Source organism: Micromonospora sp. NPDC053740 (assembly GCF_040677775.1).
In the GTDB taxonomy this organism is placed as follows: Bacteria; Actinomycetota; Actinomycetes; order Mycobacteriales; family Micromonosporaceae; genus Micromonospora; species Micromonospora alfalfae.
This window is the reverse complement of record NZ_JBFASO010000002.1, coordinates 688,721-701,715: the sequence shown is the minus strand read 5'-3', so window position 1 is coordinate 701,715 and position 12,995 is coordinate 688,721. Positions and strand designations below refer to the sequence as shown.

Annotated in this window: 9 protein-coding genes; 6 read left to right on the top strand and 3 right to left on the bottom strand. The window is 71.0% G+C overall.

Annotated features, from left to right (window positions below; genetic code table 11):
• Window positions 1-299: 299 nt before the first annotated feature.
• Window positions 300-755 (top strand): hypothetical protein, encoded by a 456-nt coding sequence (locus tag AB0K35_RS07890; RefSeq protein WP_363884315.1) that lies wholly within the window; start codon window positions 300-302, stop codon window positions 753-755.
• A 98-nt stretch (window positions 756-853) separates the two neighbouring features.
• Here the strand turns inward: AB0K35_RS07890 and hisC are convergent, their stop codons facing one another.
• The 3 genes from hisC to hppD form a co-directional block, all read right to left on the bottom strand.
• The gene (gene hisC / locus AB0K35_RS07885) at window positions 854-1,957 is read right to left on the bottom strand and encodes a histidinol-phosphate transaminase (RefSeq protein WP_238667179.1); all 1,104 of its coding nucleotides are present in this window, start codon (window positions 1,955-1,957) and stop codon (window positions 854-856) included.
• Window positions 1,954-2,946: an RDD family protein gene (locus AB0K35_RS07880; RefSeq protein WP_238667178.1), complete on the bottom strand. Its 993-nt coding sequence runs from the start codon at window positions 2,944-2,946 to the stop codon at window positions 1,954-1,956. Before AB0K35_RS07880 ends, hisC begins: the two co-directional genes overlap by 4 nt.
• 195 nt (window positions 2,947-3,141) lie before the next feature.
• On the bottom strand, window positions 3,142-4,347 hold the full coding sequence (gene hppD, locus AB0K35_RS07875; protein WP_363884313.1) for a 4-hydroxyphenylpyruvate dioxygenase: 1,206 nt from the start codon (window positions 4,345-4,347) through the stop codon (window positions 3,142-3,144).
• A gap of 139 nt (window positions 4,348-4,486) precedes the next feature.
• Between hppD and AB0K35_RS07870 the strand changes: the two genes are divergently transcribed.
• The 5 genes from AB0K35_RS07870 (at window position 4,487) to AB0K35_RS07850 (ending at window position 12,984) form a co-directional block, all read left to right on the top strand.
• Entirely contained in the window at window positions 4,487-4,990 is a 504-nt protein-coding gene (locus AB0K35_RS07870; RefSeq protein WP_238667176.1) for an Lrp/AsnC family transcriptional regulator, read from the top strand.
• Between the two features lie 78 nt (window positions 4,991-5,068).
• Window positions 5,069-6,508 carry a PQQ-binding-like beta-propeller repeat protein gene (locus AB0K35_RS07865; protein WP_363884311.1) on the top strand — a complete coding sequence of 480 codons (1,440 nt, stop codon included), beginning with the start codon at window positions 5,069-5,071 and terminating at the stop codon, window positions 6,506-6,508.
• A 126-nt stretch (window positions 6,509-6,634) separates the two neighbouring features.
• Window positions 6,635-8,302 (top strand): fumarate hydratase, encoded by a 1,668-nt coding sequence (locus AB0K35_RS07860; protein WP_238667174.1) that lies wholly within the window; start codon window positions 6,635-6,637, stop codon window positions 8,300-8,302.
• Between the two features lie 258 nt (window positions 8,303-8,560).
• Window positions 8,561-11,539: a BTAD domain-containing putative transcriptional regulator gene (locus AB0K35_RS07855; RefSeq protein WP_363884308.1), complete on the top strand. Its 2,979-nt coding sequence runs from the start codon at window positions 8,561-8,563 to the stop codon at window positions 11,537-11,539.
• 35 nt (window positions 11,540-11,574) lie between these two features.
• Window positions 11,575-12,984 carry a class II fumarate hydratase gene (locus AB0K35_RS07850; RefSeq protein WP_238672052.1) on the top strand — a complete coding sequence of 470 codons (1,410 nt, stop codon included), beginning with the start codon at window positions 11,575-11,577 and terminating at the stop codon, window positions 12,982-12,984.
• Window positions 12,985-12,995: the final 11 nt, after the last annotated feature.

Here is a 12,995-nt window from a genome sequence, read left to right as displayed (position 1 = left end):
ACCCCGTTTTCTCGAAGTGAGCCGGCGCGGTTCATCGGCAACCGGCTGATTCGGAATATAGGGCATAAAATACATCAACCCGGACAAACGTCCCCTAGTTCACGACGAAGGTGATGGCCGCCTGGCCGGGCCGGAGAACAACGTCTCCAGCAACTGCAGCACGGCCTCCGAGAACTCGGGCAGCGCGTACGCGCCCTACCGCGAAGCCTGGAAGCTGTACTGCTGGCCGTGCCCGCCCGGCGGCTTGACGAACGAGGTGAGGTTCATCAGGCTCGTCCGGCCTGGATTGGAGACGCGAAATGCGTGCTGGTCGTTACGCCGTATGCCTGGCCATCGGCATGGTCGTCCCCCTGCTGATGGTCAGCGGCTGCACCGGTGACACGGCGAGACGATCGGCGCCGCCGTCCGAACCCCCCTCACCCGCCGTGCCGAGCCGGCCTTCCCCCACTCCGGAAGCGCCGACGGGGTGGTTTCCGGCCGGTCGGGCGCTGCTGGCCGGCCCGCTGGCAGAGCAGAAGGAAGCAACAATCGCCGATGTCGTTCCCAGTGAGGCCAGCTTCACTGTGTATTTCGTCTGCACCGGAGGAGGTCGGATCGCACTGGACGTGAAGACCGCCGCTCCGCTGCGATATCCCTGCGACGGAGTGCCCAACCTGTCCCAGGTCTTCGTCGACAAGGGCGTCTCGACCGATCTTGCCGTCGGGGTCGAGGGTGACGCGCAGTGGCGACTGGCGGTGGTCGACGGAGCGCCCTAGTCGGCTACTGGCGGGCGGAGCAGCTGAGTGCTGTCCCGCCCGCCCCGTCGTTCGTCCCCTGCCCGTGGGCGGTACCGCCCACGACGGCGAGCTGTCCCTCAGGCCAGCGCGGCCTCGGCCGCAGCCAGGAACGCGTCGTTCTCGGCCGGGGTGCCGATGGTGACCCGGACCCCGTCCCCGGCGAACGGCCGCACGATCACACCGCGCGCCTCGCACGCCTTGCCGAACGCCACGGCCCGCTCGCCCAGCGGCAGCCAGACGAAGTTGGCCTGGCTCGCCGGCACCTCGGGCACGAACTTGCGCAGCGCCTCGGTGACCCGGTCCCGCTCGGCCACGACAAGGGCGCAGCGGCGCTCCATCTCCGCCACCTGGGTCAGCGCGGCGAGCGCCCCGGCCTGGGCTGCCGTGCTGCTGGAGAACGGGGTCGCCACCTTACGGATGGCGGCGGCCACCACCGGCTGGGCAACCAGCCAACCCATGCGCAGCCCCGCGAGCCCCCACGCCTTCGACAGCGTGCGCAGCACCGCCACGTTCGGCCGGTCCAGGTAGTCGAGACCGTCCGGCACCTCCGCGTCGGTGACGAACTCCCGGTACGCCTCGTCGATGACCACCAGAACGTCGTCCGGCACCGCGTCGAGGAACCGGTCCAACTCGGCCCGGCGCACCGCCGTACCGGTGGGGTTGTTCGGGTTGCAGACGAAAATCACCCGGGTCCGGTCGGTCACCGCCGCAGCCATCGCCGCCAGGTCGTGCCCGTGCCCGGCGTCGTTGGGCACCCGCACGCTTGTCGCGCCGCTGGTCGCCACGATGATCGGGTACGCCTCGAAGGACCGCCACGAGTAGAGCACCTCGTCACCGGGCAGGCAGGTGGCCCGCACCAGGTGCTCGGCCAGCGCCACCGAACCGCAGCCGGTGGCGATCCGATCGGCGTCCACCCCGTACCGCTGGGCCAGCGCGTCCCGCAGCGCGACCACACCCATGTCCGGGTAGCGGTGCGAGGTGGTGATCGCCTCGGTGACCGCCTCCACCACGCCGGGCAGCGGCCCGTACGGCACCTCGTTGCTGGCCAGCTTGATGGCCTCCGGCAGGCCCAACTCCCGGGCCAGGTCGGCGGGGCTGCGCCCCGGCACGTAGCTGGGCAGCGCGTCCAGGTCGACGCGGGTCAGCCGCAGCGCCGGCTGGTGACGTCCGGAGTCGGTCATGGGGTGTCTCCCGGGGGCTGGTTACGGTCGTTCGAGGGGGCGGTATCGATGTGCTGGGGGACCTCGACGACCACCGTCTGCGCGCGCTTGTCATGCAGCGCCTGGCGCAGGGGGTGGTCGAAGAGGGGAGAGAGAGAATCGACCAGTTGCAGCACCAGGCCCAGCCCGGCGCAGTACCAGAGCAGAGTCGGCAGGCCCAGCGTGCTCCACCGGCTCAGCGCGCGGCGGACGCCCAGCGGCTGGTCGGCGGCCATCGGCACCGCCCGGATCCGCATCACCCGCTTGCCGACGGTCTGCCCGCCGGAAGCCATCGTCGGCACCTCGTACGCCAGCCAGAGCGCCGTGGCGATCAGCAGAATCGCCACCAGCAGAGAATTCGCCTGCTCACTGGGGAGCGGCAGGCCGTCGGCGGAGGTGTCGCCGCGCGACGCGCGCCGGAAGACCTCCTGCCAGTACGGCGCCCACTCCTGAGCCCAGCGCCAGACGAACCAGCCGTTGACAACCACGTTCAGTGCGAAGACGAGGCCGAAGTCGATCAGCCGGGCGACCAACCTACGGCCGTAGCCGGCCAACCTGAAACCGTGCGGTAGGGGCTCCGGCGGTCGTCCGGGCCAGCCGGGGTGACCGGCCGGAGGCGCCCAGCCGGGAGGGGCACCCGGCGGGGTCCAGCCCGGCGGACCGCCCTGCGGGCCCCAGCCGGGAGGGCCGGCCTGCGGTCCCCAGCCCGGGCCGTGCCCCGGCTGCTGGCCGTACCCAGGGGGTGGGCCCTGCTGGGGTGACCAACCCGGCGCGCCGGTCGCCGACTCGGGGGTAGTCGCCGCCGCGGGTGCGGCCGGGGTGACCGGCGCGGGCGGCGGCTCGGGCGGCGGCGGACCATCCGGTGGGGTGGCGTCGACGGGAATGGGCGCACCGAGCCAGCCCTCGCCGTCCCAGTAACGCCGGGTCTCGGTGTCGGAGGGGTCGACGTACCAACCAGGTTGAACGCTCACGCCGCCACCAGTCCGCTTTGCTCGCTCACGGGGACACCTTAACGACGACTGCTCGCGTGAACTCGGCATGGCGGTACTGCGGGGCGTACCCCTGGAGGTTTGGTCCGGGCTGCGGCGCGAAGCCGCCGGCGGTGGGTCGGGGCCCACCGGCCGGCGGCGTCGGGTACGACGGAGGTTGCGTCACGCTTGCAAGTGTTACAGGTTGCCGCGGGCTTCCTGCTCCCGCTCGATCGCCTGGAAGAGCGCCTTGAAGTTGCCCTTGCCGAAGCCCAGCGAGCCGTGCCGCTCGATCAGCTCGAAGAAGACAGTGGGACGGTCCTGGACCGGCTTGGTGAAGATCTGGAGCAGGTAGCCGTCCTCGTCCCGGTCGACCAGGATCTTGCGGGCCTTCAGCTCCTCGATCGGCACCCGCACGTTGCCGATCCGCTCGCGCAGCTCCGGGTCGTCGTAGTACGAGTCCGGGGTGTCCAGGAACTCCAGACCAGCAGCGCGCATCGCGTCGACGCTGGCGAGGATGTCGTTGGTGGCGACGGCGATGTGCTGCGCGCCCGGGCCCTGGTAGAACTCCAGGTACTCGTCGATCTGGGACTTCTTGCGGGCGATCGCCGGCTCGTTGAGCGGGAACTTCACCTTGCGGGTGCCGTTCGCCACGACCTTGCTCATCAGCGCCGAGTAGTCGGTGGCGATGTCGTCGCCGACGAACTCCGCCATGTTGGAGAAGCCCATCACCCGCTTGTAGAACTCGACCCACTCGTCCATCCGGCCCAGCTCCACGTTGCCGACCACGTGGTCGACGGCCTGGAAGAAGCGCTTCGGCTGAATGCCGGCGTCGATCATCGGCTGCCGGTCCACGATCGGGCCCCGGGCCACGAAGCCGGGCAGGAACGGGCCGGTGTAGCGGGACCGGTCGACAAGCGTGTGCCGGGTGTCGCCGTACGCGGCGATGGCTGCCATCCGGACGGTGCCGTGCTCGTCGGTCACCTCGTGCGGCTCGACGACGCTGGCGGCGCCCTGCGCGATGGCGTGCGCGTACGCGGCGTCCACGTTCGGGACCTCCAGCGCGATGTCGCTGATCCCGTCGCTGTGTCGGGCCACGTGCTCGGCGCCCTCGGCGTCCGGGCGCACCGCACCGGTCAGCACGAACCGGGCCGAGCCGCTGGTCAGCACGTACTGGGCGTGGTCCCGGTAGCCCTGCTCGGGGCCGCGGTACGCCACGCAGGTCATGCCGAAGGCGGTGGAGTAGTAGTGCGAGGCCTGCTTGGCGTTGCCGACCAGGAAGTGCACGTGGTCGAGGCCCCGCACCGGGAACGGGTCGTGGCTGATGTCGTGGTCGACAGCGCCGACGAGCCGGTCGACGTCGACGTCCTCGGTCGACTGGGGTCGGTCGATCGCCTGGGTCATGGTGGGCTCCCTCGCGTACCGGCCGGCCTTGTGGGCCGCCGTGGTCGGTTCTTGTGGCGAGGATCGCTGCCCCGGCATCGAGTGGGCAACTGTTGGCAGAAACGCTGGTCAGGTTGCGCATTCGGTATGGTCGTCACTCATGAATGGTGAGCAGAATGTACAGCTCGACGTGCTCGATGTGCGCTTGATCGAACTGCTCGCCGAGGAGCCGCGGATCGGGGTGCTGGAGTGCTCCCGGCGGCTCGGGGTGGCCCGGGGCACAGTGCAGGCGAGGCTGGACAAGCTCGTCGAGCGGCGGGTCATCGAGGGCTTCGGCCCCGAGATCGCGCCGGCCGCGATCGGGTTCGGGGTGACCAGCTTCGTCACCCTGGAGATCAGTCAGCGGCACGGTCACGACCCGGTCACCGCTCACCTCGCCGCCATCCCCGAGGTGCTGGAGGCGCACACCATCACCGGCTCCAGCGATCTGCTCTGCCGGATCGTGGCCCGTTCCAACACCGACCTGCAACGGGTCATCGACCAGATCGTCTCGTCCGCCGGCATCACCCGCGCCTCGACGATCATCGCGCTGGCCGAGCAGATCCCCTACCGCACGCTGCCGCTGGTGCGTAGCGCTGTTCGGGCGGAGGGAAGGGCGCTGTAACACCTCCGAGCGCAGAAAGCGCGGCGACACGGCGGCGCGGGCGTACGGAAGATCCGTGATCGTGGCTACGGTGTGCGGGTGGCGAAGGGGAGCGTGCGCGGTGGGCTGCTGCTCGGCCTCGCCGTGGTCGTCGCGCTCGCCGCCACCGGCGTGTGGAATCCGTTCCCCGGCCTGTGGGACTGGGTGGACCGCAGCGAACCCATCTCCGAGCCCGACGTGGTCTGGCAGCAACGGGTCGGCGGCACCCCGCGCAGCGTGACCATCGCCGGCGACGCCGTAGTGGTCGAGCAACGCACCCGGGTGGAGGCTCGCAGCCTGGCCACCGGCGCCCAGCTCTGGGAGCGCAAGGCGGACTGGGCGGCGGTCGCCGGTGGCGACCGGGACCCGGTAGTGGCCGTGGGCAAGCTCCTGGTCAAGGGGTACGAGCTGCTCGACCCGACGACCGGGGCGACCCGGCGGCGTGACGATGACGCGGTGGCCGTCTGGACGTACCGCAACCTCCTCCTCGACGCCAGGTGCACGGACGCCACCGACTGCACCCTGAGCGCCTGGGACCCGCGTGGCACGGCGCCGCTCTGGACGGCCTTCCTGCCCGGGGTGCACAGCGGCCTGCTCGCCGACAACCCCGGTCTGCGGGGCACCCGCCGGCTCACCGCCACCCGCATCGACGACGGTGTGGCCGGGGCGGAGGCCGCGCCACCGCTGCTGGGCTTCCCGGTCGACGGTCGGGTCCACGTGGTCGACACCGCCACCGGCCGGGTGCTGCAGAACGTCGAGCCCGACCGGGAGGAGCGGCTCTCCGTGGTGGGCGGCCGGCTGCTGCGGATCGCCGCCCGCTCCCAGGACGGCACCTGTTACTTCGCCATCTCCGCCCGGGACTCGGCGACCGGGCAGGAGGCCTGGCAGCGGGCCGGCATCAACCTGCGCACCGCCGACTCCGCCGGCTGCGTGCAACGCGAGGACCCGCAGGGTGCGCGGAACGTCATTATCGGCGTCGCCCCGGACGGCCGCGAGGCGGTCATCGACGGGTACGACGGAAGGCTGCTCTGGGTCGGTGAGGCGGGCACCAAGTTGATCGCGGTGGACGATCGTTCGGCGGTGTTCCGAGCCGCCGACAAGCGCTCGGTCATCGCCCGTGAACTGGGCACCGAGAAGGTGCTCTGGACGCGACAGGCCAGCGGCAAGGCCACAGCCGCCCTCACCCCGTACGCGGCGGTGGTGGCCGACGAGAAGCCGTCCCGGCTGGCGGCACTGGACCCGCGCACCGGCCGGGAGCTGGCCGCCCTGCGCACCTCGGCGAACGCCCTCGCCGTCGGGTCCCAGGGGATGATCATCGGCGAGGGGCGGGAGATCGGGTACGTCCGCTTCGGCGGCGCGTCCGGAAGCTCGCCCGCCCGACCGCCCGGCGATGGTGGGAATCCCGGCCCGGGCGGCCCCGGCCCCGACGGGCCGAACAACGGCGACTGCGGGCCGAAGAGGGAACTCTGCCCCGAGCCGGGCGGTGGCAAGGACGGTTGAGCGGGGCGGTTCGCCCGATGATCCGGATCGCGGACGGGCTCGGCACGCCCGGTGGATGAGAGCGGCGTCCCAGGACCCGCCCGGCGGGTGGGAGTGATCGACCGGTCTGCCCTAGGCTTGCCGCTCATGAGCAGTGCCGCCGCATTCTCGTACGCCCCTCTGCTGCCGACCGGCCCGGACCAGACGGACTATCGCCTGGTCACCGACGAGGGCGTGGACGTCGTACACGGCCCCGGAGGTCGTCGGTTCCTCACCGTGGAGCCGGCCGCGCTCACCGCGCTGACCGCCGAGGCGATGCACGACATCGCGCACTTCCTGCGCCCCGCGCACCTGGCGCAGCTCCGGGCGATCATCGACGATCCGGCCGCCTCGCCGAACGACCGGTTCGTCGCGCTGGACCTGCTGCGCAACGCCAACATCGCCGCCGGCGGTGTCCTGCCCATGTGCCAGGACACCGGCACCGCCATCGTGATGGGCAAACGCGGTCGGCACGTGCTGACCGACGGTGCCGACGCGGAGGCCATCTCCCGAGGCGTCTACCAGGCGTACACCAAGCTCAATCTGCGCTACTCCCAGCTCGCCCCGCTGACCATGTGGGACGAACGGAACACCGGCAGCAACCTGCCCGCCCAGGTGGACCTGTACGCCGAGGACCCGGACGGGCACCCCGACGCGTACAAGTTCCTGTTCATGGCCAAGGGTGGTGGCTCGGCCAACAAGTCGTACCTCTACCAGGAGACGAAGGCGCTGCTCAACCCAACGCGGATGATGCAGTTCCTGGAGGAGAAGCTGCGGCTGATCGGCACCGCGGCCTGCCCGCCGTACCACCTGGCCATCGTCATCGGCGGCACCTCCGCCGAGTACGCGCTGAAGACCGCCAAGTACGCCAGCGCCAAGTATCTCGACGCGCTGCCGACCTCTGGTTCGATGAGCGCGCACGGCTTCCGCGACCTGGAGCTGGAGGCGGAGGTGCTGGAGCTGACCCGCAACTTCGGCATCGGCGCGCAGTTCGGTGGGCGGTACTTCTGCCACGACGTACGGGTGGTCCGGCTGCCCCGGCATGGTGCGTCCTGCCCGGTGGCGATCGCCGTCTCCTGCTCGGCGGACCGCCAGGCCGTCGCGAAGATCACCCCGTCGGGCGTGTGGCTGGAACGGCTCGAAACCGACCCGGCGCGGTTCCTGCCCGACGTCACCGACGATTCGCTCGACGCGGAGCTGGTGGTCCGGGTCGACCTCAACCGGCCGATGGACGAGATCCGCGCGGAGCTGTCGAAGTACCCGGTGAAGACGCGCCTCTCGCTCTCCGGGCCGCTCGTGGTCGCCCGGGACATCGCCCACGCCAAGATCGCCGAGCGGTTGGACGCCGGTGAGCCGATGCCGCAGTACCTGCGTGACCACGCCGTCTACTACGCAGGCCCGGCGAAGACCCCCGAGGGGTACGCGTCCGGCTCGTTCGGCCCGACCACCGCCGGCCGGATGGACGCCTACGTGGAGAAGTTCCAGGCGGCCGGCGGCTCCCAGGTGATGCTGGCCAAGGGCAACCGGTCGGGTCAGGTGACCCGCTCCTGCCAGCAGCACGGCGGCTTCTACCTCGGCTCGATCGGCGGCCCCGCCGCCCGCCTCGCCCAGGACTGCATCAAGCACGTCGAGGTGCTCGAATACGCGGAGCTGGGCATGGAGGCGGTCTGGAAGATCGAGGTGGAGGACTTCCCCGCCTTCATCGTGGTCGACGACAAGGGCAACGACTTCTTCGCCGAGGTCACCAAGCCGGTGCTCACCGTCGGTCGCCGCTGACTCGACAGGTACGCGATCGGGCGCCGGGCGAATTCGCCCGGCGCCCGTTCTGTCGCCTGTGCTCTGCCGACATCGGTACGCCCGCCCCCTGGGGTGGGACGGGCGCACCGCCCCCGTCGGATGCCGTCACCGACAACTCGGAATGAGTGTGCGGCGCACCGCTGTCGATCCGCTCTCAGATCACTATCGCCTGACCGAGGCGGTCCGTTACCACCGGACTACTCTGCTGGAAGTTGCACCATTGACGCGGGAGAGCAGATGCGGTTCGGGATCCTGGGGCCCCTGCGGGTGGGCGGTGGCGAGTCCACTGTCACCGCCGGGCGCGACCGGATCGTGCTCGCCACGCTCTTGTTGCGGGCCGGCCGGCTCGTGCCGGTCGACGAGCTGGTCGACGCGGTGTGGGAGGACCGCCCGCCGGCCACCGCCCGGGCGCAGTTGCAGACCTGCGTGTCGCGGTTGCGCCGGCGCTTCACCGAACTCGGGCTGGCACCGGACCTCATCGTCACCGACCCGGCGGGGTACGGGGTGCGTACCGGAACGACCGACCTGGACGCCGAGGTCTTCACCCGGGGCGTGGAGGCGGCCCGAGCCGCCGCCACTGCCGGTCGTCTGGTCGACGCGCGTGCCGAATTCCGCGCCGCCCTGGCGTTGTGGCGTGGGCCGGCGTTGGGCGGAATCCCGAGCCGGAGCGTCCGCCGCCGTGCACAGGCACTCGACGAGCAGCGTCTCACCGCGCTGGAGGAATGCGTCGATGTGGAGCTGCGCCTCGGGCGGGCCGCCGAGCTGATCGGCGAACTCGCCGAGAGCGTCGACCAGCACCCGGTGCGGGAACGGCTGCGCGGACAACTGATGCTGGCACTGTCCGCGGTCGGGCGGCAGGCCGACGCGCTCGCGGTCTACCGGGAGGGCCGGCGGACCTACGCCGACGAGCTGGGCATCGAGCCGGGCGCCGAGTTGCAGGAGCTGCACCAGCGGGTGCTCGCCGGTGACCTGGCCCTGGCCGGTCGGGAAGCGCGGCCGTCCGCTCCGGTCCGCTCGCTGCCCCGCGCGATCGGCGACTTCACCGGCCGGCAGCAGACGATGGCCCGCCTGGTCAAGGAGGTGGAGGCCGGGGCCCGGATCCAGCTCATCGACGGCATGGCGGGCAGCGGGAAGACCACCCTCGCTGTGCATCTCGCCAGCACTCTCGCAGGCGACTATCCGGACGCCCAGCTCTACATCGACCTGCACGGGCACAGCGAGCGCACCCCGTTGACGCCGGCCGCGGCGGTCGCCACGCTCCTGCGGCAGCTCGGTGTGCCCGCCGAAAGGGTGCCGACGAGCCAGGACGACCGGTTGGCGCTCTGGCGTAGCGAACTTGCCGGTCGACGGGCCCTGCTGGTGCTCGACAACGCGGCGACCGCCGACCAGGTGACACCACTGCTGCCCAACGGCTCGCACTGCCTGATCCTGATCACCAGCCGCCGCCGGCTGGTAGGGGTGGATGAGGGGCGACCCTCGTCGCTGCCCGTGCTCGACAGCGACGAGGCGGTCGAGTTGCTCGGGCGGGTCGTCGGCGTGGCCCGGGTGGCGGCGGAGCCGGAGGCGGCCGCCGAGGTCGTCCGACGCTGCGGACACCTGCCGCTGGCCATCCGGCTGGCCGGCGCCCGGCTGGCACACCGGCCCCGTTGGCGAATCGCCGACCTGGCCGAGCGGTTGACCAGCCGACCGGATCCCCTGGCCGAGTTCGAGGTGGGCGAGCGGTCGGTCGGCCGCGCCTTCGCCCTGTCGTACGCCCAGGTGTCCCCTGTCGCGCAGCGCGCGTTCCGGTTGTTGGGCCTGCACCCGGGGGTGCGGTTCGACACCCCGGTGGCCGCCGCCCTCACCGGGCAGTCGCTTCCAAAGGCGCAGGACCTGCTCGACGAGCTGGTCGACGCGAACCTGGTCGAGGAGACGGAGCCCGGCCGCTACCGGTTGCACGACCTGGTGCGGGAGTATGCGCGGACGCTCGTCGCCGAGCCGGGGTGGGCGGGTGAACGGCGGGACGGCATCGAACGTCTGCTCGACCATCACCTGCACGTCGCCACGGTGATCGCCCGCAAGAGTGAGCTCTCCTCCAACTTCAGCCTGACGCTGCTGCCCGAGCCGGCGCGTCCCGATCTGGTCCTGCCCGTTGCCGAGCAGGGCCGAGGATGGTTCGACGACAACCTGGCCGCGATCACCGCCCTGGTCCGCCTGGCCGAAGCTGAGGGTTTCGGCCGGCACTGCTGGCAACTGGCGAGGGCCAGCTGGTACGCCCAGTTCGAGGGTGGCCACCTCGACGAGTTGATCGAGACGCATCTGGTCGGACTGCGTATGGCCGAGGAACTTGGTACCGAGGAGGCGGTGGCGATGATGCTCAACTACCTCGCCTCGGCCCACTACCGGTTGGGCCGGTTCGGCGAGTCGAACCGGCTGATGGAGAGGGCGCTCGACGTCTACCGCCGGCTCGGGTTGCGGAGCGATGTGCGCAACACCCTGGGTAACCTGGGCAACTCTTACGTCGCCAGTGGCGACTACCGCCGGGGTTGGGAGTGCCTGGAGGCATCCGCGGAGCTGGCCCGGCGGATGCAGGAGCAGGTGCCACTGGCCAACACCCTTAACAATCTTTCGGTGACCCTGCTGCTGTGGGGACGGTATGACGAGGCGCTGCGTACGTGTCGGCGGCACCTGGCGCTGGCTCGCGAGCTCGGCGACCCGCGCCAGATCGGCAACGCGTTGGGGCACCTGGGCATGATCCGCCACCGGTCGGGTGACGATGAGCCGGCGCGTCGGCTGCTGCGGTTTGCCCTACGCCTCAAGCGGAAGGCCGGCAATCGGTTTGGCGAAGGTGAGCTGCTGAACGAGATCGCCGTGCTGGAGCGCAACGCCGGACAGCCGGACCATGCCGCCGGGCTGCACCGGGAAGCGTTGGTGGCGATGGTCGACGCCGGCGACCGCATCGGCCAGTGCGCGTCCCGCAACCTGCTGGCCCGGGCAATCCTCGAACAGGGGGACGCGGCCAGCGCGCTCGACCTGCACCGTCGGGTGCTCGTCGACGCCAGCGGGCTCGGTGCCCGCTACGAGAAGGCCCGGGCGTTGGAGGGCATCGCCCGCTGCGTACGGGACACGGATCCGACGGCGGCCCGCGCACACCTGGAGCAGGCGTTGGCGCTGTTCCGGCAGGTCGAGTCGCCGGACCAGCGCGAGGTGGAACGGCTGCTCGCCGAGTTGGGCTGACGGATCATCTGCGAGTCGGCCACGGGCGCGGCAGGATGGTACGCGTGACGACTCCAGAGGCGACCGGTTACCGCATCGAACGCGACTCGATGGGCGAGGTGGAGGTGCCCGCCGAGGCGCTGTGGCGGGCGCAGACCCAGCGTGCGGTGCAGAATTTTCCCATCTCCGGCCGGGGCCTCGAACCGGCCCAGATCAAGGCCCTCGCCCAGATCAAGGGCGCGGCGGCCGAGGTCAACGGCGAGCTGGGCGTGATCGACGCCAACGTGGCCGCCGCCATCACCGCCGCCGCCGCCCACGTCGCCGACGGTGGCTACGACGACCAGTTCCCGGTGGACGTGTTCCAGACCGGCTCGGGCACGTCGTCGAACATGAACACCAACGAGGTGATCGCCACCCTGGCGAGCCGTGAGTTGGGCTCACCTGTGCATCCGAACGACCACGTGAACGCCTCCCAGTCGAGCAACGACGTCTTTCCGTCCTCGATCCACCTGGCGGCCACCCAGTTCATCGTGGAGGACCTGCTGCCGTCGCTGGCGCATCTGGCAGCCGCGCTGGAGGCCAAGGCGGCGGAGTTCGAGACGGTGGTCAAGGCGGGGCGTACGCACCTGATGGACGCCACACCGGTCACCCTCGGGCAGGAGTTCGGTGGGTACGCCGCCCAGGTCCGCTACGGGATCGAACGACTGGAGGGCGCGCTGCCCCGACTGGCCGAGCTGCCGTTGGGCGGCACCGCCGTGGGGACCGGGATCAACACCCCGCTCGGCTTCGCCGCCGCCGTGATCGACAAGCTGCGCGAGTCGACCGGGTTGCCGCTGAGCGAGGCGCGTAACCACTTCGAGGCGCAGGGTGCGCGGGACGCGCTGGTGGAAACCTCGGGGCAGTTGCGGACCGTGGCGATCGGTCTCTACAAGATCGCCAACGACATCCGCTGGATGGGCTCCGGACCCCGCGCCGGTCTGCGCGAGCTGCGCATCCCGGACCTCCAGCCCGGCTCGTCGATCATGCCGGGCAAGGTCAACCCGGTGGTCGCCGAGGCAATGCGGCAGGTCTGCGCCCAGGTGGTCGGCAACGACGCGACAGTCGGCTTCGCCGGCTCACAGGGCGACTTCGAGCTGAACGTGATGCTCCCGGTGATGGGCCGCAACCTGCTGGAGTCGATTCGGCTGCTCTCCGCGGTGAGCCGGCTCTTCGCCGACCGGCTGGTGGTCGGCCTGGTCGCGGACGCCGAGGTCTGCCTGGCGTACGCCGAGGGCTCACCGTCGATCGTCACCCCACTCAACCGCTACCTGGGGTACGACGAGGCCGCGTCCATCGCCAAGGAGGCGCTGGCAAAGCAGACCTCGATCCGCGAGGTGGTCATCTCCCGGGGTCACGTCGACTCCGGCAAGCTCACCGAGACCCAGCTCGACGAGACGTTGGACCTGCTTCGGATGACCCACCCCTGATCCGGAGCGCC